Origin of the sequence: Mycobacterium sp. 155, from assembly GCF_000373905.1 — a bacterium.
Taxonomy (GTDB): domain Bacteria; phylum Actinomycetota; class Actinomycetes; order Mycobacteriales; family Mycobacteriaceae; genus Mycobacterium.
The window spans coordinates 3,187,133-3,211,563 of the sequence record NZ_KB892705.1 but is presented as its reverse complement, the minus strand read 5'-3'; the positions used below and the strand labels follow the sequence as shown (position 1 = coordinate 3,211,563).

General features: G+C 65.7%; 26 protein-coding genes and 1 riboswitch. Of the genes, 9 read left to right on the top strand and 17 right to left on the bottom strand.

Translation table 11 applies throughout. The annotated features are described in order from the left end of the window. Positions 1 to 110: 110 nt before the first annotated feature. The 4 genes from B133_RS0115435 to thiC all read right to left on the bottom strand — a co-directional run bounded on the left by B133_RS0115435 (position 111) and on the right by thiC (position 3,740). On the bottom strand, positions 111 to 638 hold the full coding sequence (locus tag B133_RS0115435; protein ID WP_018602357.1) for a septum formation family protein: 528 nt from the start codon (positions 636 to 638) through the stop codon (positions 111 to 113). Continuing rightward, positions 635 to 1,276 carry an alpha/beta family hydrolase gene (locus B133_RS0115430; protein ID WP_018602356.1) on the bottom strand — a complete coding sequence of 214 codons (642 nt, stop codon included), beginning with the start codon at positions 1,274 to 1,276 and terminating at the stop codon, positions 635 to 637. The genes B133_RS0115435 and B133_RS0115430 overlap by 4 nt, the downstream gene beginning before the upstream one ends. Next, positions 1,273 to 2,055 (bottom strand): bifunctional hydroxymethylpyrimidine kinase/phosphomethylpyrimidine kinase, encoded by a 783-nt coding sequence (thiD, locus tag B133_RS0115425; protein WP_369751494.1) that lies wholly within the window; start codon positions 2,053 to 2,055, stop codon positions 1,273 to 1,275. Before thiD ends, B133_RS0115430 begins: the two co-directional genes overlap by 4 nt. A gap of 56 nt (positions 2,056 to 2,111) precedes the next feature. Then, positions 2,112 to 3,740, bottom strand: coding sequence for a phosphomethylpyrimidine synthase ThiC (thiC, locus tag B133_RS0115420; RefSeq protein WP_018602354.1), 1,629 nt, complete (start codon positions 3,738 to 3,740; stop codon positions 2,112 to 2,114). Beyond that, positions 3,735 to 3,844: riboswitch (TPP riboswitch) on the bottom strand. Its footprint overlaps the gene before it by 6 nt. A 280-nt stretch (positions 3,845 to 4,124) precedes the next feature. On the opposite strand from thiC, the gene B133_RS0115415 reads away from it, so the two are divergent. Next, positions 4,125 to 5,807: an MFS transporter gene (locus B133_RS0115415; protein WP_051088126.1), complete on the top strand. Its 1,683-nt coding sequence runs from the start codon at positions 4,125 to 4,127 to the stop codon at positions 5,805 to 5,807. 30 nt (positions 5,808 to 5,837) lie between these two features. Continuing rightward, positions 5,838 to 6,575 (top strand): TIGR00730 family Rossman fold protein, encoded by a 738-nt coding sequence (locus B133_RS0115410; protein WP_018602352.1) that lies wholly within the window; start codon positions 5,838 to 5,840, stop codon positions 6,573 to 6,575. A 74-nt stretch (positions 6,576 to 6,649) separates the two neighbouring features. On the opposite strand, the gene B133_RS0115405 is transcribed toward B133_RS0115410, so the two are convergent. The 4 genes from B133_RS0115405 to B133_RS0115390 form a co-directional block, all read right to left on the bottom strand. After that, a complete protein-coding gene (locus tag B133_RS0115405) occupies positions 6,650 to 7,432 on the bottom strand; it encodes an exodeoxyribonuclease III (RefSeq protein WP_018602351.1) in 783 nt (260 codons plus the stop codon). Between the two features lie 73 nt (positions 7,433 to 7,505). Next, positions 7,506 to 8,657 carry a hypothetical protein gene (locus B133_RS0115400; RefSeq protein ID WP_157625891.1) on the bottom strand — a complete coding sequence of 384 codons (1,152 nt, stop codon included), beginning with the start codon at positions 8,655 to 8,657 and terminating at the stop codon, positions 7,506 to 7,508. A gap of 326 nt (positions 8,658 to 8,983) precedes the next feature. Beyond that, entirely contained in the window at positions 8,984 to 9,913 is a 930-nt protein-coding gene (locus B133_RS0115395; RefSeq protein WP_018602349.1) for a GNAT family N-acetyltransferase, read from the bottom strand. Then, positions 9,913 to 10,506, bottom strand: coding sequence for a peptide deformylase (locus B133_RS0115390; protein ID WP_018602348.1), 594 nt, complete (start codon positions 10,504 to 10,506; stop codon positions 9,913 to 9,915). The genes B133_RS0115395 and B133_RS0115390 overlap by 1 nt, the downstream gene beginning before the upstream one ends. Positions 10,507 to 10,644: 138 nt before the next feature. On the opposite strand from B133_RS0115390, the gene B133_RS0115385 reads away from it, so the two are divergent. From B133_RS0115385 to B133_RS0115360, 6 genes are read left to right on the top strand one after another with little or no spacing between them, the layout of a single operon-like run. Next, positions 10,645 to 10,953, top strand: coding sequence for a DUF3263 domain-containing protein (locus B133_RS0115385; RefSeq protein ID WP_018602347.1), 309 nt, complete (start codon positions 10,645 to 10,647; stop codon positions 10,951 to 10,953). Between the two features lie 48 nt (positions 10,954 to 11,001). Continuing rightward, positions 11,002 to 11,475 carry a LytR C-terminal domain-containing protein gene (locus tag B133_RS0115380; protein ID WP_026256481.1) on the top strand — a complete coding sequence of 158 codons (474 nt, stop codon included), beginning with the start codon at positions 11,002 to 11,004 and terminating at the stop codon, positions 11,473 to 11,475. Between the two features lie 10 nt (positions 11,476 to 11,485). Beyond that, the gene (locus B133_RS0115375) at positions 11,486 to 12,193 is read left to right on the top strand and encodes a superoxide dismutase family protein (protein WP_018602345.1); all 708 of its coding nucleotides are present in this window, start codon (positions 11,486 to 11,488) and stop codon (positions 12,191 to 12,193) included. Then, entirely contained in the window at positions 12,174 to 13,304 is a 1,131-nt protein-coding gene (locus B133_RS0115370) for a glutamate--cysteine ligase (RefSeq protein ID WP_018602344.1), read from the top strand. Before B133_RS0115375 ends, B133_RS0115370 begins: the two co-directional genes overlap by 20 nt. Positions 13,305 to 13,331: 27 nt before the next feature. Then, the gene (locus tag B133_RS0115365) at positions 13,332 to 13,940 is read left to right on the top strand and encodes an LON peptidase substrate-binding domain-containing protein (RefSeq protein WP_018602343.1); all 609 of its coding nucleotides are present in this window, start codon (positions 13,332 to 13,334) and stop codon (positions 13,938 to 13,940) included. A 16-nt stretch (positions 13,941 to 13,956) separates the two neighbouring features. After that, a complete protein-coding gene (locus B133_RS0115360; protein WP_018602342.1) occupies positions 13,957 to 14,646 on the top strand; it encodes a response regulator transcription factor in 690 nt (229 codons plus the stop codon). On the opposite strand, the gene B133_RS0115355 is transcribed toward B133_RS0115360, so the two are convergent. Then, entirely contained in the window at positions 14,607 to 16,007 is a 1,401-nt protein-coding gene (locus B133_RS0115355; protein ID WP_018602341.1) for a cell wall metabolism sensor histidine kinase WalK, read from the bottom strand. The two genes, B133_RS0115360 and B133_RS0115355, sit on opposite strands and share 40 nt — an antisense overlap. Then, positions 16,004 to 16,681, bottom strand: a complete 678-nt coding sequence (locus B133_RS23375; RefSeq protein WP_018602340.1) for a phosphatase PAP2 family protein — start codon at positions 16,679 to 16,681, stop codon at positions 16,004 to 16,006. Before B133_RS23375 ends, B133_RS0115355 begins: the two co-directional genes overlap by 4 nt. 142 nt (positions 16,682 to 16,823) lie before the next feature. Here B133_RS23375 and B133_RS0115345 point away from each other — a divergent pair, with 142 nt between their 5' ends. Further along, entirely contained in the window at positions 16,824 to 17,060 is a 237-nt protein-coding gene (locus tag B133_RS0115345) for a hypothetical protein (protein ID WP_232423307.1), read from the top strand. Between the two features lie 117 nt (positions 17,061 to 17,177). Here the strand turns inward: B133_RS0115345 and mnhG are convergent, their stop codons facing one another. The 7 genes from mnhG to B133_RS0115310 form a co-directional block, all read right to left on the bottom strand. Beyond that, complete coding sequence (gene mnhG / locus B133_RS0115340; protein WP_018602338.1) at positions 17,178 to 17,513, bottom strand: monovalent cation/H(+) antiporter subunit G; 336 nt, start codon at positions 17,511 to 17,513, stop codon at positions 17,178 to 17,180. Further along, positions 17,510 to 17,797: a monovalent cation/H+ antiporter complex subunit F gene (locus B133_RS0115335; protein ID WP_018602337.1), complete on the bottom strand. Its 288-nt coding sequence runs from the start codon at positions 17,795 to 17,797 to the stop codon at positions 17,510 to 17,512. The genes mnhG and B133_RS0115335 overlap by 4 nt, the downstream gene beginning before the upstream one ends. Beyond that, positions 17,794 to 18,333 carry a Na+/H+ antiporter subunit E gene (locus B133_RS0115330; RefSeq protein WP_018602336.1) on the bottom strand — a complete coding sequence of 180 codons (540 nt, stop codon included), beginning with the start codon at positions 18,331 to 18,333 and terminating at the stop codon, positions 17,794 to 17,796. The genes B133_RS0115335 and B133_RS0115330 overlap by 4 nt, the downstream gene beginning before the upstream one ends. Before the next feature lie 25 nt (positions 18,334 to 18,358). Continuing rightward, a complete protein-coding gene (locus B133_RS0115325) occupies positions 18,359 to 19,963 on the bottom strand; it encodes a Na+/H+ antiporter subunit D (protein ID WP_018602335.1) in 1,605 nt (534 codons plus the stop codon). Continuing rightward, a complete protein-coding gene (locus B133_RS0115320; protein ID WP_018602334.1) occupies positions 19,960 to 20,439 on the bottom strand; it encodes a Na(+)/H(+) antiporter subunit C in 480 nt (159 codons plus the stop codon). The genes B133_RS0115325 and B133_RS0115320 overlap by 4 nt, the downstream gene beginning before the upstream one ends. Further along, complete coding sequence (locus B133_RS0115315) at positions 20,436 to 23,318, bottom strand: Na+/H+ antiporter subunit A (RefSeq protein WP_018602333.1); 2,883 nt, start codon at positions 23,316 to 23,318, stop codon at positions 20,436 to 20,438. Before B133_RS0115315 ends, B133_RS0115320 begins: the two co-directional genes overlap by 4 nt. A 203-nt stretch (positions 23,319 to 23,521) precedes the next feature. Then, positions 23,522 to 24,391 carry a hypothetical protein gene (locus tag B133_RS0115310; protein ID WP_018602332.1) on the bottom strand — a complete coding sequence of 290 codons (870 nt, stop codon included), beginning with the start codon at positions 24,389 to 24,391 and terminating at the stop codon, positions 23,522 to 23,524. Positions 24,392 to 24,431: the final 40 nt, after the last annotated feature.

Below are 24,431 nucleotides of genomic sequence, written 5' to 3'. Positions count from 1 at the left end.
CGGGCGTTCCGGGGAGAACTGGCCCGGCATCGCGTGGCCGTTGGTGACCGTGAATCTCGACCATGGGTCGAGTATCAGCCCGGCACGGGTGGCGGGATTAGAGTAAAGCGTTACCTCAATTTACCCGTGCGCGGATTATCGCTGGTGGCGATGCATGTCACGGCCCGATCGCCCCGTTGCCAGGAATCGGAGGTCGGGTACAAAACGAACAGTTTGATAGCTGCTTCGTTGACGGCATTCGGTGCGTAATCGGTCAACGCCGGCCTGCACTGGTCGGTGTACTTCATCACCGCGGCGTCACCGGGGAAATCGCCGTCGGGCATGGTCAGCACCGAGAACACCTCGCCCTTGTGTGGCTGATCGCACGTCACGGTGTGGACATAGAGCACCCTGCTGCTGTCCGGAATGTCGCCGAGGCAGTCGCCGGCCTTGATCTGCGTGGCCTGTGTCGAGTTGCGGTTGACGATGTAGTAGACCACTGCCGTCGCGGCCACGGCGACCGCCACGATCACCGCCAGCAGGATCAGCACCCAGGTGAGCGTCGAGGCCTTCTTCTTCGGCTGGGCCGGAAACCGGCCGGACTCCGACGAATACGGCTGCGGCGGCGGGGGCGGATAATGCCCGGGCGGGGTTGTCACGCCAGCAACCGTAACGCGGCGTCGACGGCAAGAGCGGGCACGTCCAGCGTCTTGGATCCCAGATCGTGCCGTGCCCCGGTGATCGCGACCAGCTCGGTCGGGCCACCGACGAGTGCCGCCGCGGCGGTGAGCTCGTCGAGAGTGCCGAACGGGTCGGCGCTGCCGTGGACGAACACCGTCGGCACCGCGATGCGCGGAAGGTGTTCGGTGCGGGCCCGTTCCGGCTTTCCGGGTGGGTGCAGCGGGTAGGAGAACAACGTCAGCATGTCCACCGCGACCGCGCCGTCGGGATCTTCGCCGGCCACCGCCATCGACGTCTGCCTGCCGCCGTAGGAGTGCCCACCTGCGATCACCGGGCCGGCGGACAGCGTGCGGGCCAACTCCACGGCCTCGGCGATACCGGCGCGGTCGCCTGCGGCAGATCCTGACGGCGGCCCCTTGGGCCTGCGGCGCCGGTAGGGCAGGTTGTAGCGGACGGCCAGCCAGCCCCGGGACGCCCATTCGTCGCAGATCTTGACCAACAGCGGGGAATCCCGGTTGCCACCGGCCCCATGGGTGAGCACCACGACCCCGTGCGGCGTGCCGTCGGGCTCGTGTGCGACGCCATCGATCGGAGCGAGGCTCGCGTCCAGGTTCAAGTCGTCAATCTGAAGAGCGCCGACACCGGGCCGTGGCCGTGGCCCAGCGGATAAGCCGCCCGCAGGCATTCGGTGACCCACCGCTTGGCGAACCCCACGGCCTCGGGCACCGAATAGCCGTGCGCGAGTGCACAGGCGGTCGCCGCGGCCAGGGTGTCGCCGGCACCGTGGTCGTTCCCGGTATCGACACGTTCGGCATCGAACTGGTGGAACTCGGTGCCGTCGAACAACAAGTCCGGGCTGTGCGTGCTGGCCTGTAGGTGGCCGCCCTTGACCAGCGCCCACTGTGGCCCCAACGCGTGCAGGGCCCGGGCCGCGTCCTTCTGGGTGGCCGTGTCCACCACGTCGATGCCGGTCAGCAGCCGAACCTCGTCGAGGTTGGGGGTGACCAGCGTGGCCAGCGGGAACAGTCGGGTCCGCAGCGCGTCCAGGGCACTGGGGTGCAGCAGCGGGTCACCGTGCATGGAGGCGCACACCGGGTCCACCACCAACGGCACACCCAGGCTGAGCTGGTCCCATGTCTCGGCGACGGTCTCGATGATGTCCGACGAGGCCAGCATCCCGGTCTTGGCGGCCTGCAGCCCGATGTCCGAGGCCACGGCGTTGATCTGGCCTGCCACGATGTCCAGCGGGATCTCGTGAAACCCCTTGACGCCCACCGAGTTCTGGACGGTCACCGCGGTGACGGCGACCAGCCCATGTAGGCCCAGCATGGCGAAGGTGCGCAGATCGGCCTGGATGCCGGCGCCGCCGCCGGAGTCCGACCCGGCGATCGTCATCACCCGGTGCGGGGCCTGGCCCGGTGGGGTCAGTGGCAGGAAATTCACGTCTTCGGTCACGGGGCTAAGGGTAGATAGATGCGGTTGCCGTGGTCGGCGAACTCTTGCGATTTCTCCGCCATTCCTTGTGCGATCTCGTCGGGCACGCCGTTGGACATATCGTCACGGATGGCTTCTCTCAAATCGGCGGTGATCCGCATCGAACAGAACTTCGGACCGCACATCGAGCAGAAGTGCGCGGTCTTGGCCGGTTCGGCGGGCAGCGTCTCGTCATGGAATTCGCGTGCGGTGTCCGGATCCAGTGACAGTGCGAACTGGTCGTGCCAGCGGAACTCGAAGCGGGCCTTGGACAGTGCGTTGTCGCGTTCCTGTGCGCGGGGATGGCCCTTGGCGAGGTCGGCGGCGTGGGCGGCGATCTTGTAGGCGATCACGCCGTCCTTGACGTCCTTGCGGTCCGGCAGACCCAGATGCTCCTTGGGCGTGACGTAGCACAGCATCGCGGTGCCGGCCTGCGCGATGATCGCCGCGCCGATCGCCGAGGTGATGTGGTCATAGGCCGGCGCGATGTCGGTGGCCAGCGGGCCCAGTGTGTAGAACGGCGCCTCCTCGCAGAGCTCTTCTTCCAGCCTGACGTTCTCCACGATCTTGTGCATCGGCACATGTCCCGGGCCCTCGATCATCACCTGCACCCCATGAGATTTGGCGATTCTGGTCAGCTCGCCCAGAGTGCGCAGCTCGGCGAACTGGGCCTCGTCGTTGGCGTCGGCGATCGAGCCGGGCCGCAGCCCGTCGCCCAGCGAGAAGGTCACGTCGTAGTGGGCCAGGATCTCGCAGAGCTCCTCGAAGTTGGTGTACAGGAACGACTCTGTGTGGTGCGCCAGACACCACGCCGCCATGATCGAGCCGCCGCGGGACACGATGCCGGTGACCCGGTTGACCGTCAGCGGGATGTAGCGCAGCAGCACCCCGGCGTGCACCGTCATGTAGTCGACGCCCTGCTCAGCCTGCTCGATCACGGTGTCGCGGTAGCACTCCCAGGTCAGCTCGGTGGGATCACCGTTGGTCTTCTCCAGCGCCTGGTAGATCGGCACGGTGCCGACCGGCACCGGGGAGTTGCGCAGGATCCACTCGCGGGTCTCGTGGATGTTGCGACCGGTGGACAGGTCCATGATGGTGTCCGCACCCCAGCGGGTGGCCCACACCATCTTGTCGACCTCCTCGCCGATCGACGAGGTCACGGCCGAATTGCCGATGTTGGCATTGACTTTCACGCCGAACGCTTTGCCGATGATCATCGGCTCGCTCTCCGGGTGATTGTGGTTGGCGGGTATCACCGCGCGGCCGCGGGTCACCTCGTCCCGCACCATCTCGGGTGAAACCCCTTCGCGGGCAGCGATATAGGCCATCTCAGCGGTGATCTCCCCGGAGCGGGCCCGCTGCAACTGGGTGCCGCGGTCGCGGATCACGTTGGGTCGCGGCCGAAGACCCGCGGTCAGATCGATCACCGCATCGTTATCGGTGTACGGGCCCGAGGTGTCGTACAGGTCTAGATGCTCACCGTTGGTGAGATTGACCCGTCGCAACGGCACCCGCACACCGTCGATCTCGCGGTAGACCTTGGTGCTTCCCGTGATGGGACCCGTGGTCACAGAGGAAAGGTCGACGGAAACGTCGGACAGCGTCATTTACGCTCATCTCCCTACGCCGGCATTACCCGGTCAGGTTCATACGGTCGACGGGCCTACCCGTCCTCTCAGCGCACTCGGCGTGCGCTCCCGTGTGGATTTGATTGTGCGGGTCCCAACCTAGCGCAGATACCACCGGGTGGGAACAGCGGTGCGGTTCTCAGGAAATTTCCAGCTACGGGCGGGACTGCATTTGGATTGCCGTCCGTTGATTTACATAGCTAATATATACGTTCTGGGTGGTCCGGAACCTGACGACGATCTACGACGAAGAAGACGATGACGACTGAGACGACGACTGCAAATGAATCCGGCAGCGTTACCCCGCTGACCGGCGCCCGCACTGACTCGGCGGCAGCCGAGACAGCCCGCCGGCGGGTCCGGATGGACCACGACCATCCCTTCTACAAGTGGATCGCGCTGTCCAACACGACGCTGGGTACGTTGATGGCGACCATCAACGCGTCGATCGTGCTGATCTCCCTGCCCGCGATCTTCCGCGGGATCGGGCTCAACCCGCTGGCCCCGGCGAACGTCAGTTACCTGCTGTGGATGCTGATGGGCTATCTGGTGGTGACGGCGGTCCTAGTGGTGCTGTTCGGGCGGCTCGGCGACATGTACGGCCGGGTGCGCATCTACAACCTGGGCTTCGTGGTGTTCACCGTCGCGGCGATCGCGCTGTCGGTGGACCCGTTCCATCTCGGCGGCGGCGCGGTGTGGCTGATCGGCTGGCGCGTCGTGCAGGGCGTCGGGGGTGCGATGCTGATGGCGTCGTCGTCGGCGATCCTCACCGATGCGTTCCCGGCCAACCAGCGCGGCATGGCGTTGGGTGTCAACATGGTGGCCGCTGTCGCCGGCTCTTTCCTGGGCCTGCTGATCGGCGGGGTGCTCTCCGAATGGGACTGGCGGGCCATCTTCTGGGTCGGGGTGCCCGTCGGCATTCTCGGCACCATCTGGAGTTACCGGTCCCTGCGCGAACTCGGTGTGCGCAGCCCGGGCCGGCTGGACTGGGCAGGCACGCTGACCTTCGGTGTCGGGTTGACGGTGCTGCTCACCGGAATCACGTACGGCATCCAGCCCTACGGCGATTCGACCACCGGATGGCTGAATCCGTGGGTGCTCGGCGCCATCATCGCCGGGGTACTGATGCTGATCGCGTTTTGCGCCATCGAATTGCGGGTCGAGTACCCGATGATGAACATCCGGCTGTTCCGTAGCACCGCATTCGGGATGGGCAACCTTGCCGGCCTGATGAGCTCGGTGGGCCGCGGCGGCCTGCAGTTCATGCTCATCATCTGGCTGCAGGGCATCTGGCTGCCGCTGCACGGATACAGCTTCGAGTCCACCCCGCTGTGGGCCGGCATCTACATGCTGCCGATGACGTTCGGGTTCCTGGTGTCCGGTCCACTCGCCGGGACGCTGTCGGACCGCTACGGCGCTCGGCCGTTCACCGTCGGCGGCATGCTGCTCATGGCCGCGACATTCGTGGCGCTGGTGATGATCCCGGTGGACTTCAACTACTGGCTGTTCGCGGCACTCGTTTTCCTCAACGGCCTCGGCGGCGGCATCTTCACCGCCCCAAACACCGCCGCGGTGATGTCGGCGGTGCCGGCCGCCGAGCGCGGCGCGGCCTCGGGCGTGCGAGCGACGTTCTTCAACGCCGGCTCGTCACTGTCCATCGGTATCTTCTTCTCGCTGATGATCGTCGGGCTGGCCGGAACCTTGCCCACGGCGATGTCGAGCGGCCTTGAGCAACAGGGGGTTTCCGCTTCGGTCGCACAGCAAGTCGCTCAGCTGCCGCCGGTCGGCAGCCTGTTCGCGGCGTTCCTCGGCTACAACCCGATCGCCGAACTGCTGACGCCGTCACATGCCCTGCAGCAGCCGGGAGTCAACGCCGATGTGCTGACCGGGCAGCAGTTCTTCCCGCAGCTCATCACGGAGCCGTTCCATTCCGGGCTGGTGGTGGTGTTCATCGCCGCCGCGGTGATGATGGTGATCGGTGCGATTGCGTCGATGTTCAGCGCCGGCCGCTATGGGACGGAGGCGGGAGCCGACAATGCGGCCTGATTGGTTCGGGCTACCCCTACGCTGACAAACGTGATCGAGAACGACGACGAGCTGATCCAGATCCGTGGTTCGGTGCAGCTGCGGCGCGAACGGTGTGCGTCGACAACCGCTGACCAGCGCCTGCTGCGCCGGCGCGACGGCACCGGGTGGATGCACACCGATCCGTGGCGGGTGCTGCGCATCCAGGGGGAGTTTGTCGAAGGCTTCGATGCGCTCGCCGAAATACCCAAGGCGGTGACGGTTTTCGGCTCGGCCCGGACCGAACCCGATTCACCCGAGTATCGGTTGGGATGCGAACTGGGAACCGCGCTGGCGCACGCGGGCTATGCGGTGATCACCGGCGGTGGACCCGGTGCGATGGAGGCCGTCAATCGTGGCGCGAGCGAGTCCGGTGGCTACTCCGTCGGTCTCGGCATCGAGCTGCCCTTCGAGCAGCACCTCAATGACTGGGTGGACCTCGGTATCAACTTCCGCTACTTCTTCGTCCGCAAGACCATGTTCGTGAAGTACGCGCAGGCGTTCGTGTGCTTGCCCGGCGGATTCGGCACCCTCGATGAGCTGTTCGAGGCGCTGACGCTGGTGCAGACCCACAAGGTCACGCAGTTCCCGATCATCCTGCTCGGCGTGGATTACTGGTCGGGCCTGATCGAGTGGATTCGTACCACGGTTCTGGCGGGCGGAAAGATCTCTGAATCCGACCTGGCCCTGATTCACTGCACCGACAGCGTGGCAGAAGCCGTGGAGCTCATTGGCGCGTCGGCGCGATAGCCGAGGAAGAGCGTCGCGGTCTGCGCGGTCCCGACTCCGGCGGAATCGCTACCCGGTTCAACCGGGTGGGCGGCTCAGCCGAGTTCGATCAGTACCGGAGCATGGTCGCTGGGCTGCTTGCCCTTGCGTTCCTCACGGACGATCTCGGCGTGGGTGACCCGCTGTGCGAGGGCGGGGGAGCCGAGGATGAAGTCGATCCGCATGCCCTGCTTCTTGGGGAACCTCAGCTGGGTGTAGTCCCAATAGGTGTACACACCCGGGCCGGGAGTGAAAGGCCGTACCACATCGGTGAATTGGGCTTCGACGATCGCGGTGAACGCGGCCCGCTCGGGCGCGGTGACGTGGGTGGCGCCGGCGAAGAATTCGATGTCCCACACGTCGTCGTCGGTGGGCGCGATGTTCCAGTCGCCCACCAGGGCGATGGGTGCATGCGGATCCTCGGTCAGCCATTTCCGTGCGTTGTCCCGAAGTGCGGCAAGCCATTCCAGTTTGTAGCGGTAGTGGTCGGAGTCCACGGTGCGGCCGTTGGGCACATACAGGCTCCATACCCGCACGCCGCCGCAGGTCGCCGCGAGCGCCCTGGCCTCCGCGACGGCCTCCCAGGCTGGTTGTCCGTCGAAGCCGATCTGCACATCGTCCAGACCGATTCGCGATGCGATGGCGACCCCGTTCCACTGGTTGAACCCGACGTGGGCGACCTCGTAGCCGAGCGCGGCGAACGGCATGGTGGGGAACTGCTCGTCGGTGCACTTGGTTTCCTGCATCGCCAGTACGTCGACGTCGGCACGGGACAGCCAGTCGGTCACGCGGTCGACACGGGTGCGGATGGAGTTGACGTTCCAGGTGGCCAGGCGCATGGGCACCTACCCTACGTGGGGCGGCATGACGTGATTGCCCTCCTCGGGCCCGGGACAGCTTGGGGCCGAGGCGTCAGAACCAAGGCCCGCTGTACGGCCCCGTCGCACCTCGGGCCAGGTAAGCGCCAGTCGCGGTTTCTCCGGGTGCGGTTCGCTGCAACATAACCCAACCGTCGGGAAGTGCGACAACCGGCAACAACTTCCAGCCGGACGAAGCGACATCCCCGGTGCGATAATTGATGACCGGATTGTCCGGATCTTTCTTCACGTAAAGATAGTCGCCACCAACGTATGTCGAATCGAGGTCGACGTCCAAACTCTTGAGTTGCTCTTCGGTGAGGTTGTACAACTCTTTCTTCGCCACGGTGTCGTACACTTTCAGATACTTCTCCGCCTCATACTTGTCTCCTTTCAACAGGATGACATTTCCGTAGGCGTTGCCGTTGTAGGTATGGAAGAAGTGCGTATCGCCCCACAGTCTGCTGACAAAATTCGCGATATCCTGCGTCGGCAAGTATGGCGCAATCGGCCCGGCAGTATCCCTCGATTTCATATCGAAGTAGTACACACCCGCGGGGGATCCCGCAATATCAGCTTTACGCTCAACCAGGAAGCCATTGTCGGTGGGCATCACGCCGGTAAAGCTGGGGAATTCACCGATCTTGGACCCGTCGGTTGAAAAGAACTCGACATTAGAGCTGTCGCGGGAGTAGTTTGCGATCGCATATCCGTCTGCGAGTGCGCCGCTGATCGAGATGTTGTCGCTATCGGCAGCGCTTGCAGTCGGCTCCAGGGTATCCGCGCTGAAATAACGTACGGATTCGATGTACTTGCCGTCTGAACTGCTGCTGATGATGTTGAACCCCGCTGTCGACGGGCTCAGCACCCAGGCGCCGCGGTCGAGCGCCTCGGGCAACCGCTTGACGATCAGTGGTTCAGCGGATTTGGTGTCGAACATCGCCAAGTCGGTGTGAATCGATTCCGGCGTCAGTCCGTGCGACGGTGTCTTAGCTGTGACAGCGTGAACAACTCGGACCTCACCGGCCTTGTTTTCGGTTACAGCACATCCGCCGGACATGAATTCATCCGGTGAGGCGACATCGGGGCTCGGCAGGTCCAGGAAGGCTCCGGTCGCGGGGTCGAAGAGCTTGTGGGTGGACACCCTTTGGCGGTCCATTTGACCGGTGCAATCGCTCACATTCCGAACACCGACGAATTCATTCACAGACGGCACCTCGACCGTCGTTGCTCGTTGCGGTTGGACCGACGTGGTTGGTACTTCCGAAGAACTCACGGATTGCTTGTCCGGGTCGGCTGCACCAGTGTCATTCCCCTGAGAACAAGCGCTCACAAGTACCGTCAGTGCTATTGTCGAGATAATTGTAGTAGCAACCTTCACGCGCATTCCTAACTCGGGAGACAAAGGCATCCGACCACGGCGAACTCAACTGATTACTACTTGCTTTTCTGGCCTGTTCGGCGCGAACCGTATCACAGCCTCGGCAAATGATCTTGGCACATCGACAGTTAGTGCGGAGTAATCGAAAACCTCTACGGCCGGTGCGGCCCGAGGAGCTGGTTGGCGTCGATATACCGGCCATGGTGGTGCAACCGGAAACCCATGGAGGCATAGAGCCCGATGGCGGCGTCGTTGTCGGCGAGCACCTGCACGTAAGCACGCGTCGCACCCGCGGTCGCACCCCAACTCATCAGGGCGTCACACAGTGCCCGCGCGTAACCCCGGCTGCGGCTGTCTTCCGCCACGCGCACCGACGAGATACCCAACCACCGGGTGCCGTCAGGCGCCGATGTCAGTGCACCGCGGCCGACCGCGCATCCCGGAACGGAGGCGAATGTCAGTTCGCCGTCGACCACAGCGGTCAGGACGTCGACGGGTACCTCACGCTCGTAGCCGGCCAGCCAGTCCGCGTCCGGTTTCGACGCCAGTGTGACACCCGGTGTCGCGTGGTGCTCCGGCGTGACAGACGGCGTCGATGCCAGCGGGCGCACCATCACGCGAGTGAGCTTGATGCCCGGGGTGCGGATCGGCAGCAGCCGCTCGGGTAGCGCCAGCCACGGTGGCAGGCTGCGTTCGCGGTACCAGTCCACGATCGCGGGCAAGTCGGCGATCTGCGCCGACATCCCCAGCGGCACGGCCGAATTGGCCCGGCTGGTCACACCACCACCGGCGCGCAGAAACCAGCCGCGGTACCACTGGTGTGCGGTACCCGGCCACGCCAGTGCGGCCGCTTGTTCGAGCGCCCGGATCTCCGATGCGCGCACCGGAGTGTGGGACAGTTCCCGCACGCTCACGACATCGGCGGGGGAGATGTCCACGAGCTCACCGGATTTGGTGCGCACCAGCACCGTGGGTTCGACCTGCTCCACGTGTCCGACGACGTCGGTCAATGGTTTGGCCGAACCCGCTGGTAGGCGATAGCGCAGGCTGACCCGGGTGCCTGGCGTCGGCAGTGCCGGCATCAGTGACCGAACGGGTCGGCATCCTCGCCGGGCAGCCACGACAGGCCCGGCACTCCCCAGTGGTTGCGCTTCACCGCGCGCTTGGCGGCGCGGGCGTGCCGGCCCACCAGCTTGTCGATGTAGAGGAATCCGTCGAGATGGCCGGTCTCGTGCTGGAGCATGCGGGCAAACAAATCGGTGCCCTCAACGGTGATGGGGTTGCCGTCGGCATCCAGTCCTGTGACGCGGGCCCAGTCGGCCCGGCCGGTGGGGAATTGTTCACCCGGCACCGACAGGCAGCCCTCGTCGTCATCGTCGGGGTCCGGCATGGTCTCGGGGATCTCGGAGGTTTCGAGCACCGGATTGATGATCACGCCCCTGCGGCGCTGCGTGCGGCCGCGGGTGTCGGCGCAGTCGTAGACGAACAACCGCCTGGCGACGCCGATCTGGTTGGCGGCCAAGCCAACCCCGTTCGCGGCATCCATGGTGTCGTACATCGTCTGGATCAGTTCGGCGAGATCGGCAGGCAGCGAACCGTCAGGGCCGACGGGTACCGGCTCGGTCGGGGTATGCAATACGGGATCTCCGACAATGCGAATCGGTACGACAGCCACGGGGAAAACTTAGTCGGTAATCCTCGTCGCCCGACTCGCGGGCTGAGGTGTCACCCCAAGCCAGAAAGCCGTGGTTGAATGATCGCCGAACCACAGCGATGTCATTTCTCGAGTGTCGGAAGGGTCCAAGGGAGCGATATGGACGGCGCCATGGCGCGGACTGAGCGATCCGGAGACGACTCTGATCTGACCGACGGGCTCACTCGCCGCGAGCACGATGTTTTGGCATTTGAACGCCAATGGTGGAAGTACGCGGGCAGCAAGGAAGACGCGATCAAAGAGCTGTTCTCCATGTCGGCAACCCGGTACTACCAGGTGCTCAACGCGCTGGTGGACCGCCCGGAGGCGTTGGCCGCCGACCCCATGCTGGTCAAGCGGCTGCGCCGGTTGCGGGCCAGCAGGCAGAAGGCTCGGGCCGCGCGGCGGCTCGGCTTTGACCTCACTTAGGCCTCCGCCGGTGACGGGTCAGGCGATTCGCTCGATACAGTGGACCCGATGAATCAGCGAGAATCCTCCGGGCTGCCCCTGCGTGCCATGGTGATGGTGCTGCTGTTCCTCGGGGTGGTTTTCCTGTTGGTCGGATTCCAGGCGCTCGGCTCGGGCGACGACTCTTCGGGTGCGGAGTCCACGGTGTCCTCAACGACGACGACCACCACGACCACGGCCACACCCACTCCGATGGCTGCGCCAGATCCCGCGACGATCAAGGTCATGGTCTTCAACGTCTCGGATATTGCCGGTGCCGCCGAGACCACGGCCAACCGATTACGGGACGCACACTTTGCCGACGTTCAGACCGATAACCTCACGATCGGCGATGTCAACGGCACCACCGTGTACTTCGGGGACACTCCCGGGGAGAAGGAAGCCGCCGACGAGGTAGGCAAGGTGCTGGAGGCTCCCGTCGAACCTCGACGCGCCGAACTAAATGAGCAACCACCGGGCGTGATCGTGCTCGTCACCGGCTAGGCTTTGGCCCATGCTGAAGCCCGTCAGTGTCGCCGTCCTTTTCGCCGCCCCCGTTGTCGCGCTGAGCGCCTGCAGCCCACCCGGCCAGGTGCCGTCCGACACGCCGGGCACCACACCCTCGATCTGGACCGGGTCGCCGGCCCCGTCGGCAGCTCCCGGTGAGCACGGTGGAACCGGGGCGACCGGGGCCCAGAGTGCGGGCGAGACCCTGACCGCTGACCTCAAGACCGCCGACGGTACGTCCGTGGCGACCGCGGAGTTCCAGTTCGCGGACGGCTTCGCGACCGTCACTGTCGAGACCACCACACCCGGGCGCCTGGCGCCCGGCTTCCATGGCCTGCACCTGCACTCCGTGGGTAAGTGCGAGGCCAACTCGGTCGCCCCGACCGGCGGTGCCCCGGGCGATTTCAACTCCGCCGGCGGACATTTCCAGGTACCCGGGCACACCGCGCATCCCGCCAGTGGTGACCTGACCTCACTGCAGGTGCGTGACGACGGGTCGGCCAAGCTCGTGACCACCACCGACGCCTTCACCGCCGCGGATCTGCTGGCCGGCACCAAGACGGCCATCATCATCCACGAGAAGGCCGACAACTTCGCCAACATCCCGCCGGAGCGCTACCAGCAGACCAACGGCGCCCCGCCGCCAGACGAGACCACCCTGGCAACTGGCGACGCCGGCAAGCGCGTGGCTTGCGGTGTTATCGGCACCGGCTAGCAGCCGCATCGATTTTGCCGGGTCGCCCCGGCCGACGGTCGGTGTCGAGTGGGAGTTCGCTCTCGTCGACGCCGGCACCAGGGAGCTGAGCAACGAGGCTGCCGCGGTGATCGCCGAGATCGGCGAGAACCCACACGTGCACAAGGAGCTACTGCGCAACACGGTCGAGATCGTCACCGGAGTGTGTACCGACACTGCCGAGGCGATGGACGATCTGCGCGGCACGCTGGGCACTGTGCGCCGCATCGTCGAATCCCGCGGCATGGAGCTGTTCTGCGCGGGGACGCACCCGTTCGCGAAGTGGTCGGCGCAGCAGCTCACCGACGCACCGCGCTACGCCGAGCTGATCAAACGGACCCAGTGGTGGGGACGTCAGATGTTGATCTGGGGCGTGCATGTGCACGTCGGTATCTCGTCGGCGCACAAGGTGATGCCCATCATCTCGTCACTGCTCAACCAGTACCCGCATCTGCTGGCGCTGTCGGCGTCGTCGCCCTTCTGGGAGGGCGAGGACACCGGCTACGCCAGCAACCGGGCGATGATGTTCCAGCAGTTACCGACGGCCGGTCTGCCGTTCCAGTTTCAGTCGTGGCCCGAGTTCGAAGGCTTCGTCCACGACCAGAAGAAGACGGGCATCATCGACCACCTCAACGAAATCCGTTGGGACATCAGGCCATCGCCACACTTGGGCACCGTGGAGGTACGCATCTTCGACGGGGTGTCCAACATCCGCGAACTGGGTGCCCTGGTGGCGCTTACGCATTGCCTGATCGTCGACCTGGACCGCAGGCTCGACGCGGGCGAGCTGTTGCCCACCATGCCGCCGTGGCACGTGCAGGAAAACAAGTGGCGCGCAGCGCGGTACGGCCTCGATGCGGTGATCATCCTCGACGCTGACAGCAATGAGCGGCTGGTCACCGAGGATCTCGACGAGCTGCTCAACCGACTGGAGCCGGTGGCTAAATCCTTGCGGTGCAGCGGCGAATTGGCCGCGGTCGCAGACATTTACCATTCCGGGGCGTCGTATCAGCGTCAGCGCCGGGTCGCCGAGGAGAGTGAGGGCGACTTGCGTGAGGTCGTGGACGCGCTGATCGGCGAGCTTGAGCTATAGGCCGGCTGACCCGTGACTGCGACTCCGATGTTCCCTCTCGAGACGGCGCTGCTGCCCGGTGAGGAACTGCCGCTGCGCATCTTCGAGCCCCGCTACGTCGCGTTGGTCAGTGACTGCATGGCCATGACGGAGCCGGCGTTCGGTGTGGTGCTGATCTCGGCGGGGCGTGAGGTGGGCGGTGGCGATCAGCGGTGCGACGTGGGCGCGCTTGCCCGGATCGTCGACTGCCAGAATCTCGGCGCCGACCGCTACGGGCTCAGATGTGTTATGGCCGAACGTATTCGGGTACTGCACTGGTTGGACGACGCTCCTTATCCGCGTGCGGAGATCGAAGTCTGGAACGATGAACCGGGCGTCGCCGATGCATCGCGGCTGGCCGACGTGAAGGACCGCATGGTGGCACTGTTCGACCTGATCGGCGAGGCCCGGGGCGTCCCGGTGCACAGTCGTGACATCGTCACCGCCGCGGCGGCCGACCCGGTCAATCCCCTCTACGCGCTGGCTACGCGGGTGCCGATGGGACAGGCCGACCGGTACGCGGTGCTGTCCGCGCCGAGCGAGGCGGCCAGGCTGGATGCATTGAGCGAAGCCGTCGCCGCCGTGACGGCCATGGTGGAGTTTCAGTTATCCGGGTAGCAGGATTGACGCCGAGATGCGGGTTCTTATCGTCGACGACGAGCCGCGGCTCACCAAGACACTGAGCTTGGGGCTGCGGGCAGAAGGCTGGGTAGTCGTCACAGCCGACAACGGTGTGGACGGGGTGCATCACGCGGTCGAAGACGATTTCGACGTGATCGTGCTCGACATCATGCTGCCCGGGATGAGCGGGTACGAGGTGTTGCGTCGGATTCGGGCCGAACGGGTGTGGACCCCGGTGTTGATGCTGACCGCCAAAGACGGTGAATTCGACGAGACGGATGCTCTGGACCTCGGCGCGGACGACTATCTGACCAAACCGTTCAAATTCAACGTGCTCGCCGCCCGGATGCGGGCCCTGCAGCGCAGGTGTGCCCCGGAGCGCCCGGTCGTCATGACGGCGGGCACGCTGTCGCTTGACCCGGCCCGGAAAATGGTTTTCCGTGATGGCGTTCCAATTGAGTTGACACGCAGGGAATTCGGCTTGCTCGAATACCTTATGCGCAACAAGGACACCGTGGTGACCAAATCGGAGATCCTGAGCAACGTGTGGGACGCTCACTACGCGGGGCCGCACAACGTCGTCGAAGTGTACGTCCGGTACGTCCGCCGGAAGATCGATGCACCCTTCGGCACCAACACCATCGGCACCGTCCGTGGCGTCGGTTACCGACTTGAGTCGGGAGAGTCCCCGGACGGCAGCTGAACACGGACAGTGGTGCCGCCGCCGGGGCGTTCGGCCACGACAATGCTGCCATCGTGTGCCGCAACGATTTCCGCGACGATCGACAGCCCTAGGCCCGTTCCGCCGCTGCTGCGGGCTCGGTCGGAATCCAGGCGCACGAACCGGTCGAACACCCGGCGTCGGTCCTTCGCGGGAATTCCCGGGCCGTCGTCGGCAACTGTGAGCAGCACGGTGCCGTCGTGTTCGCTCAGGGTGATGTCGATGCTTGAATTGGCATGTCGCGCAGCGTTGTCCGCCAGATTACGCAACAACCGCTGCAGGGCCCTTGAGTCACCCTGTAGGTGCACCGCGGTGATGTCGCGGTGTATCGAGAGCTTCGTTTCGCGGCACAGTCGGTCGGCCTCGGCTCGGGCGATCGACTCGAGATCGACATCCTCTTCGCCCAACTTCAGTCCCCGCTCGTCCGCGCGGGCCAGGAGCAGGAGATCATCGATCAGCACCTGCATGCGTTGCGCTTCGGGAATCAACGTCGACTCGATGAGGTCCTGATCGAGCAGCTCCGGATGGGACTGCGCGACGTCCAACGCCGAGATGATCGTGGCGAGCGGGCTTCGCAGCTCATGAGAGGCGTCCCCGACGAACTGGCGTTGCGCGTTGTGGCCCGTCTCCAGCCGGGCCAGCATGGCATTCATGGTTTCGGCAAGGGCGGCGATCGCGTCGTGGCTTTCGGGCATCGGAACCCGCTCAGACAGATCCGACGTGCTAATCTCGGCGACCCGCGAGCGGATCGCGTCGACTGACCACAATGACCGCCGTACCAGCAGGTAGGTGGCCACGGCCACCACGACGATCACCAAAGGCGCTGCGCTGCAAAGCAATATCGCCACAGTTCGGACAGTTTTCTCGACGGCCTCGCTGCTGCCGGCGACCAGCACCGTGTAGTTACCGCCGGGTGTGTTCACTCGTTTCCCGACGATGCGCAGGTCGTTGTCGGAGGCCGCGTCGGACATTCGGGTCGGGGTCTTGCCGATGCCGTCGATGGGAACCAGCGGGGTGGATGGGGTACCCGTCGAACGGTAGACAACGGTGTCGTGGTCGGAGACCACCTGAACCGCGACGACCCGCTGGTCGGTGTCCAAGAGGGCACTGTCGAATTCGCTGGGAGGCTCGGAGTGCAGCGCACTCGCGATGTCATGCAGGCGGGTCGTCGCTGCATCGTCGATCTCCGAGATCAGAAAGTGGCCCAGCAACGCGATCAGCGCCGCTCCGGCAATGACGTGCACCACGAGCACGACGGTGGCCGCGACGATCGCCGACCGCGTCGCGATGCCCCAGCCGCGGGGCCTGAACCGTTGACCGCGCAGAACAGCGCGTGACGTCATCTCGACAGTCTGAGCCCACTCGCCGTCGTAGGGTGCGTCGGGGTCGCGGGTGATGTCCGCCGGACCAGGAACGCCGAGCCGATCAGCACCGCCGCCGAGCCGAGCAGTGCACCTCCGACGACATCGGTGAGCCAATGCACGCCGAGGTAGAGCCGGGTCGCTGCCACCACCAGTCCGGCCACGGCCGCCAGGCCCAGCAACTGCGGTGTGCGCCCTCGGCGCTGTCCGATCACAACCGCGAGGATGCCCAGCAGCGCCACGGTGCCGGTGACGTGCCCTGAGGGAAACGAGTGGTCGGTCTCGGCGAGCAACTGGCCGGCGGCAGGTGGACGTTCCGATCCGACCACGATCTTGGTGACGGTGCTCACCACGGAGGCCAGGCCGACCGTGCCGAGCACTACGGCTGCGGTCAGTGTCTCGCGCAGGCGCCACCAGATCAGCGCGGCGGCGACGAATGCAAAGACGACGATGGCCGCCGGGCTGCCGACATCGGTGACGACCATGGCAATGGTTGTCAACCATGGCTGCCGGTATGCGACGAACCAATCGAGAACCCGATGGTCGAGTGTCGTACCGGAGTGAGCTGAGTGGGCCGTCAGGGCCAAGCCGAGGAACCCGGCGAGGAAAACGATCGCTGCGCTGAAGGGCCGGGCCCAGTGATGAGTCGCTGTCACATGTCCACGATCTCCACCGATCCTGACAGGACGCTGAGAGCAGAAGCTCACCGTGACTTTTTATCAGCGTTCTCTCATCGAACTCCTGCCAACATTTGGGCTCCGGTCGGGAAGCCAGTCAGATCACCTGAGGAGAAGTTCGATGAACCAGCCAGACAAGCCGCGCCACCGCGGGAAGATGTTGGCGGCGGTTGCCGGTTTGGGAGCCATGGCCGTCATGGGTGTGGTCACCGCGATCGACGGCAGCCCGGCCACGGTGGGGGGAGGAACCACCGATCCGGTCGCGATGACGTTGGGCGCCACCGTCACGATGACCACGCCGCCCACCGCGCCGGAGACCACGTTCGCAGCCCCGGAGGTAAAGGCTTCGCCGAAGTAACGCCGGCCGCTCAGCCCTCGGGACGCTCCGCCAGGACGCCTTCGACGAATGCCGACGGCGCCCTGCCGTCAGCGGAATCGTTGGGCCCGCGCGTCGACGCCGGCTCGCTGCGCGGGATCAGTCGTCGGCCGAATCGCGCATCTCGTCACGGGTCAGCAGGTCGTCGCGGATGTTCTGCTCGCGGTAGGCGAGTTGGCCGACCCGATTGGCCACCACCGGCGCCGTGATCAAGGTGAACAAGCCGGTGAGGATCAGCATGCCGACGTCGGCATGGCCGCGCAGCCGAACCGCGGCACCGGCCAGCACCAACAGCAGTCCCAGCACCTGCGGCTTGCTGGCGGCGTGCATGCGCGACAGTGTGTCGGGAAACCGGGTCACACCGATCGCGGCGGTCAGCGCCAGTGTCGAGCCGCCCAGGATCAGGACCGCGGTGACGATGTCGAAGATGTTCACGATGCCCCCCGCCGGTCGCGTGGCTTGTCGGTGTCCGGCACCCGGAAACGCGCCACGCTCACCGACCCGACAAAGCTGATCAACGCCAACGCCGTCAGGCTGTAGGTCACCGTGGTGTCGAGGCTGAACGCGGCCCACGTGCCGATCGCGCACATCGTCACCGCCACCAGGGTGTCGAGCGCCACCAGGCGGTCCAGGGTGCTCGGCCCGGCCAACAACCGGAACATGGTGGTGGCGGCCGCAGCCGACAGCATCACCGCAGCAATGATCCAGACGGCGTTCATGCGTGATCCGCCCTCTGCTCCGCCGCCGGCCGCCAATCCTCATCCCGCTCGAAGGTTGCCACCAGCAGGCGCTCGACTTGGTCGACCTGTCGATAGAACCGTTGCACCGACCGTTCCGAACCGACGTCGATGACGTGGAGATAGAGCATCCGGCGGGCCTGGTCGATCTCCAGCACGATCGACCCCGGAATGAGGTTGAAGATGTTGACGGCCAGCGCCAAGACCAGATCCGACTTGAGGGTCAGATGCGCGCGAAGCACGGCGGCCAACGGTGGTGGGCCCGGGCGGATCGCCAGCCACGCCACCTGCACCGAGGACAGCACCAAGTAGTACCCCACCAGCACGTTGAGTTTCAGTAGCGACAGGGGATGCAGTCGACCCTCGACAGGAACGGCGGGCAGCGGCAGCAACAGCGTGATCACCAATGCCACCACCAGCCCGCTCGCCATGTTGGCGATCGAAAACTGGCCCCACAACAGGCACCAAACCAGCATCAGGAAACACAGGATCCAGAGCCGCAGCAGTGGATGTCTCATCACCGTCTCCTCTTCGCGCAAGCGCTCATTGGTGGCGACTACTTCCTGCCAGCACCGCCGAGATGTACTGACCCCGATCGAGCACCTCGGCGGCCGACCGCTCGGCGTAGGAGAAGATCGGCCCGGCGGCAATCGTCAGCACCAGCCCCACGGCGATCAGCGCGCCGGTCGGTGCCAGCATCCCGATCGGCATGCGCCCCACACTGTCTCGCTCGGCGAACTCGATGTCCTCGATGTCGTCGAGCAGCACCGCCGGGGCGGCAGCCGCCAGATGCCCCTCGGGCGCATCGGCCCGGGCGCGCCAGAACGCTTTCGTCCACACCCGGGCCACGACGTACAGCGTCAACAGGCTCGTGATGACAGCACCGGCCACCAGCGTCCAGGCCAGTGCCGAGCCGTTCTGCGCACCAGCCTCCAACAGGGCGACCTTGCCGATGAAGCCCGAGAAAGGCGGGATGCCACCGAGATTGAGGGCTGGTACGACGAATACGAAGGCCAGCACTGGGCTGGCCGCGGCCAAACCACCCAGCCGTTGCAGCGTCGACGCGCCGGCCTGCCGCTCGATGAGACCGACCACGAGGAACAAGGTTGTCTGCACGACGATGTGGTGGGCGACGTAGTAGATCGCCCCGGACATGCCCAACTCGTTGCCCAGCGCCACCCCGAACACCATGTAGCCGATGTGGCTGACCAGGGTGAAGGACAGGAGCCGCTTGATGTCGCTCTGCGCGATGGCGCCGAGAATGCCGATCACCATCGTCAACAGTCCGGCCACCAACAGCACCGAATCCAGTCCGCCACCGGGGAAGAGCAGCGAGTGTGCCCGGATGATGGCGTACACACCGACTTTCGTCAGCAACCCGGCGAACACGGCCGTGACGGGCGCGGGTGCAGTCGGGTAGGAGTCCGGTAGCCATGTCGACAACGGGAACACCGCAGCCTTGATGCCGAACGCCACGAGCAGGACTGCGAACAGAGCATCGCGCGTGCCCGACGATATTCCATCGAGGCGCAGCGCCAGCTCGGCCAGGTTGAGGGTGCCGGTGGCGGCGTAGACCAGCGCGATGCCGATCAGGAAGATCAGCGACGACACCATGGAAACCATCACGTACGAGATGCCGGCACGAACCCGATCGGGGCTGCCGCCGATGGTCAGCAACACGAAGCTCGCAGCCAGCAGGACCTCGAACCCCACGAACAGGTTGAACAGGTCACCGGCCAGGAACGCCGTGCACACCCCGGCCGACAGCACCAGGTAAGTGGGCATGAAGATCGAGACCGGCTGGCGTTCATCGCCGTCGCGAATACCCTGTCCGATGGCGTAGACCACCACGGCAAGCAGCACGATCGACGACACCACCAGCATCAGCGCCGAGAGCCGGTCGACCACCAGCGTGATGCCCAGCGGACCCATACCCGGCACGCTCTGAGCCCAGCCGCCGACATGCAGCACCAGTGTGCCGTCGCGGTCGGAAAGGTAGACCAGTGCCGCGCACACCGCGACCACCGTCGCCAACGCCACCTGGGTGATGATCCGCTGCAACCACGGACGACGACCGGCCACCAGCGTGGCGGCCGCACCGAGAGCCGGGATCAGCACCGGCAGGGGGATCAACGCCTGGGCGTTCACTTGGACCCCTCGAAACCGGGCAGTGCGTCCAGCGCGTGGGGAGCATCGGTATCGCCGGTGGCCGTTGGCTGGGGGATGTCTTCCGCTCTTTCCTCTTCCGAACGGCCGTCCGTGCCTGCTTGCTGCGACACCCGGGTGTCCTCTGGATCGTTGCTGACCTCTTCGACAGTGGTCAGCCGGTAGGACCGGTAGGCCAGAGCCAGCACGAAGGCCGCGATGCCCATGCTGATGACGATGGCGGTCAGGATCATGCCCTGCGCGAGCGGGTCGGCAGTCGTGGTGGCGCCGGCGCTGGTGCTGCCGCGGATCGGCGGATTTCCCGACGCCCCACCGACGGTCAGAATCAGCAGATTGACGGCGTTGCCGATCAGCAACAGGCCTAAGAGCATCCGGGTCAGGTTGCGCTCGAGCAGCAGATAGACCCCGGCGCTGGTGAGGCCGCCGATGAGCAGCAGAGGAACCAGGAACGTCGTCATCGCGTCACCGCCTTGGACAGCCCAGCCGCCTCTGCCATCTCGTTGTCCACCCGCGCGCCGAGGCTGCGCAGGACATCGAGCACCAGGCCGACGACGATGAGATATACCCCGAGGTCGAAGAACAGTGCGGTGACCAGCTTGACGTGGCCGAACACCGGGAGGTCGAGCTGAATCACGGCCGACGACAAGGCGGGTGCGCCCAAAGCCACTGAGGTGATCGCCGTGGTCGCGGACAGGGCCAGCCCGGTGCCCAGGATCTTGCCGGCATCCAGCGGCAGTGTCTCGCCGAGTTCGTAGCGGCCGCCGGCCAGATACCGCAGGACCAGGGCCAGGCCAGCGGTCAGCCCACCGGCGAAACCACCGCCCGGGTGGTTGTGCCCGGCGAAGAAGAAGTACGCCGACAACACCATGATGAGCGGGAAGATGACGCGGGTCGCGACCTCCAGCACGAGCGATCGGTGCCGGGGATCGCGCAATTCGCTGCCGCGCAGCCAGGTGATGTCACCGGCGGCCGGGCTGTACGCGGCGATGGGCCCGATCTCGGGCTGACCCACGGCTTGGCTGACGCGAGGTGCGGCGCCGAACCTACGGTGCCGGAACACCAGGGACGCCACGCCCGTCGCCGCCACCAGCAGCACCATGATCTCGCCCATGGTGTCCCAGGCCCGGATGTCGACCAGCAGCACGTTGACGGTGTTGGACCCGTGCCCGCGGTAGTAGGCCGCGTCCGGCAGCAACTCGGCGATGCCGACACCCGTGCGCGCGGCCATCGCGTAGACCGCCAGGATGGTCACCGCGGTGCCGACAGCGACCGCCAGCAACGCGCGCGGGAGCCGGTGGCGCTTGATGTTGGCGTGGTCGGCCTCGGCGGGCAAGGTGCGCAACACCAACAGGAAGATCACCAAAACCAGTGTCTCGACCAGGAATTGGGTCAGTGCCAGGTCCGGTGCTCCGTGGAACGCGAAGATCGCGCCGCAGCCGTAGCCGGTCACGCCGATCAGCAGCACCGCGGCCAGCCGGTTGCGCATCACCACGGCACCGAGCGCGGCGGCCAGCATCAGCACGCCGATCACCACCTGCAGCGGGGAATCCCACAGTGCGAAATTCGGGTGGTCGCGGGCGCCCAGCGCCAGCATCACGATCGGCAGCAGCACGAGCGTCGACAGGATCACCGACTGGGTGGCGGGCAGCGAGCCGCGTTGTGTCGCGGCGGTCATCCGGATCGACAAGATGTCGAGTCCGCGGATCGCCGCGTCGTACATGCGGTCAGCGTTGCCCAGCGGAAGGAATCCGGAGCCGGTGTGCGGCGAGCGGTTCCGGACGAAGAACGCGGCGGTACCGACGGCGAGCACGATGACGGAGAGCAGCAGCGGCAGGCCAAGCCCGTGCCACAGCGCCAGGTGATAGCCCGACCCGCCGGGCATGGTGTTGGCATAGTCGTCGAGTACCGCGTCCAGGCCGGCGGGCCATAGTCCGAACGCCAGACCCGCGGCGGCCAGGATGGCCGGCGCGGCCAGGAACGTGATCGAGGGCCGGTGCATTTCGGCGACCCGGGCGCTGGGCTGCGGTAGACCTTTGGCAGCGAACGCACCCCAGAGGAACCTCAGGCTGTAGATCGTCGTGAACACCGAGCCGACCACGATGCCGGTGAGTACCCACGGGGCCGCGGCGCCCAGCGTCGGGCTGTGCAGCACGGTCTCCAGGTCGGCCTCCTTGGCGACGAACCCGAAGAACGGCGGCAACGCGGCCATGCTCGCGGTCGCGCCGACGGCGATGACGAACAGGGGGCGGCTGTGCCGTCCCAGTCCGGCCAGCCGACGGATGTCCCGGGTGCCGGTGGCGTGGTCGATGATGCCGACCACCATGAACAGCGTCGCCTTGAACATCGCGTGCGCGCACAGCATGGCGAGTCCGGCCAGCATCATGTCGCTGCCGCCGGCCCCGACCATGACACTGATCAGGCCCAGCTGGCTGACGGTGCCGAAGGCCAGGATCAACTTGAGGTCGTATTCGCGTACCGCCCGCCAGCCGGCCAACAGCATGGTGAGCAGCCCGAGGCCGATCACCATAGGCCGCCACAGCGTGGTGTCCGCGAAGCCGGGCGTCATCCGCGCTACGAGGTACACGCCGGCCTTCACCATCGCCGCGGCATGCAGATAGGCACTGACCGGTGTCGGCGCGGCCATCGCACCGGGGAGCCAGAAGTGCAGCGGGACGATGGCCGACTTGGACAGCGCGCCGACGAGGATCAGTGCCACGCCGATCGCGGCTGCCGTGCCGCCGGGTGGGGACGCGATCAGCTCCGACAGCAGATAGGTGCCGGCCAGGTGGCCGAGCACCACGATGCCGACCAGCATGGCCAGTCCGCCGAATGTCGTCACGAGTAATGCTTGGGTTGCCGCGCGGCGGCTGGTCGCACGCTCGGCGTAGTGGCCGACCAGCAGGAATGACAGCACCGTTGTGGTTTCCCAGAAGATGTAGAGCACCAGCATGTTGTCGCTGACCACCAGGCCGAACATGGCTCCGGAGAACGCGACCAGCTCGGCGGCGAAGCTCGGGAGGCGGTTCTCCTTGTGCCCGTCGTGGTGGTGGAAGTACTCGCCGCAATAGAAAAGGACGAGCGCACCTATCGCCAGCACCAGCACGCTCATGATCGCGGCCAGCGAATCGAAGCGCAGCGAGATGTCCATCGACAGTTCGGGGACCCACGGGATGTTCAGGGTGGGTATCCGGTCGTGGCTTGGCCAGTTCAACGCCACCCACACCAGCGAACCGAGTGGCACCAGCGCCAACGGATAGAACGCTGCCCGGCCCCATCTGGCGACCAGCGGAGGCGCAAGCGCGGTGGCTACCGCGTGAGCGACCAATACGGTGAGCATGGCACTCCGATCTGGTTGGGGTCGGGGTGTCGGACACCGATGAGCGCTGACGCGGAATCAACGGGCACACGTGGCGTCGGGTTTGGACCATTCTACGTGGGCCGGTGTCGCTGGCATCATTTCCTGTGCGAACCCGTGAGGTTCCGGTGGTTGGCGCCGGGCCGACCACTCGGCTTTCACCGAGATTCACCTCAGGGACAAAATCAGGCCGAGATTTGTCCCTGAGGTGGATGTGGGTGCCAGCCCCGGCTGAGTAACGCTCGCTCGACGCGGACCAGGACATCGGCGATGTCGTCCTCGGCGATGACGCAGATGACGATCCACCCCAGCTCTTGCAACCTGCGCAGAATCTTGTGGTCGCGGACATAGCGTCTGCGGTCGGTCTGGTGGTAGGCGCCGTCGTAGTTGACGGCCACCCTGAACCGTCGCCAACCCATGTCCAAGATCGCCAGTCGCCGGGAGCGTCCCGCGACGACGGTGATCTGAGTTTCGTCCGGGGGCATGCCGGCATCGGTCAGCTGGAGGCGCAGCCGTGTTTCGGGTGGTGAGTCGGCACCGGCGTCCATCAGCGACAGCGCATCTTTAAGGCGGCGAATACCACGGACCGACGGATACCGGGCGAGCAGTGGCAGCACGTCGCCGGTGGTGACGCGCCGAGTCCATGCCAGGGCGTCGAGTCGTGCCACCGCCTCGTCGCGAGGAAGGTGGCGGCCCAGGTCGAATGCCGTGCGTGCCGGTGTGGTCACGGTTAGGCCTGCGACCCGGGTGATTTCGTCGTCGGCCAAGATCTCATTGCGCACGATGAGGCCCGCAGCGGGTCGGCTACTGCGCCAGATCAATTCGATCGGAATGTCGGCATCGACCCACGCGGCACCGTGTAGTGCTGACGCGGCGACACCTGCGATGACCGCGCGTCGGCCCGACCACAGCCAGGCACCTGCGGTGCGATCACGCAGCGTCGGCTCTGCACCCGCGTACACATCCGGGAACAGACGCCGGTAGTGGTGTCGTAGGTCGTTGCGCGTCACCAGACCCTGTTCCAACGCTTCGCTTCCGATGAATGCGCCTTTCATGCGGGCATGGTGTCAGCGGCCACCGACACGGCACCACACG

Bases quoted from the DNA above. Each gene is read 5' to 3' on its own strand.
- B133_RS0115355 (WP_018602341.1), bottom strand. From the start codon at position 16,007: ATGACGTCACGCGCTGTTCTGCGCGGTCAACGGTTCAGGCCCCGCGGC.
- B133_RS0115365 (WP_018602343.1), top strand. From the start codon at position 13,332: ATGTTCCCTCTCGAGACGGCGCTGCTGCCCGGTGAGGAACTGCCGCTG.
- B133_RS0115315 (WP_018602333.1), bottom strand. From the start codon at position 23,318: ATGCTCACCGTATTGGTCGCTCACGCGGTAGCCACCGCGCTTGCGCCT.
- thiD (WP_369751494.1), bottom strand. From the start codon at position 2,055: ATGACGATCGCCGGGTCGGACTCCGGCGGCGGCGCCGGCATCCAGGCC.
- B133_RS0115415 (WP_051088126.1), top strand. From the start codon at position 4,125: ATGGACCACGACCATCCCTTCTACAAGTGGATCGCGCTGTCCAACACG.
- B133_RS0115375 (WP_018602345.1), top strand. From the start codon at position 11,486: ATGCTGAAGCCCGTCAGTGTCGCCGTCCTTTTCGCCGCCCCCGTTGTC.
- thiC (WP_018602354.1), bottom strand. From the start codon at position 3,740: ATGACGCTGTCCGACGTTTCCGTCGACCTTTCCTCTGTGACCACGGGT.
- B133_RS0115385 (WP_018602347.1), top strand. From the start codon at position 10,645: ATGGACGGCGCCATGGCGCGGACTGAGCGATCCGGAGACGACTCTGAT.
- B133_RS0115345 (WP_232423307.1), top strand. From the start codon at position 16,824: ATGAACCAGCCAGACAAGCCGCGCCACCGCGGGAAGATGTTGGCGGCG.
- B133_RS0115380 (WP_026256481.1), top strand. From the start codon at position 11,002: ATGAATCAGCGAGAATCCTCCGGGCTGCCCCTGCGTGCCATGGTGATG.
- B133_RS0115395 (WP_018602349.1), bottom strand. From the start codon at position 9,913: ATGCCGGCACTGCCGACGCCAGGCACCCGGGTCAGCCTGCGCTATCGC.
- B133_RS0115310 (WP_018602332.1), bottom strand. From the start codon at position 24,391: ATGAAAGGCGCATTCATCGGAAGCGAAGCGTTGGAACAGGGTCTGGTG.
- B133_RS0115335 (WP_018602337.1), bottom strand. From the start codon at position 17,797: ATGAACGCCGTCTGGATCATTGCTGCGGTGATGCTGTCGGCTGCGGCC.
- B133_RS0115405 (WP_018602351.1), bottom strand. From the start codon at position 7,432: ATGCGCCTGGCCACCTGGAACGTCAACTCCATCCGCACCCGTGTCGAC.
- B133_RS0115320 (WP_018602334.1), bottom strand. From the start codon at position 20,439: ATGACGACGTTCCTGGTTCCTCTGCTGCTCATCGGCGGCCTCACCAGC.
- B133_RS0115330 (WP_018602336.1), bottom strand. From the start codon at position 18,333: ATGAGACATCCACTGCTGCGGCTCTGGATCCTGTGTTTCCTGATGCTG.
- B133_RS0115360 (WP_018602342.1), top strand. From the start codon at position 13,957: ATGCGGGTTCTTATCGTCGACGACGAGCCGCGGCTCACCAAGACACTG.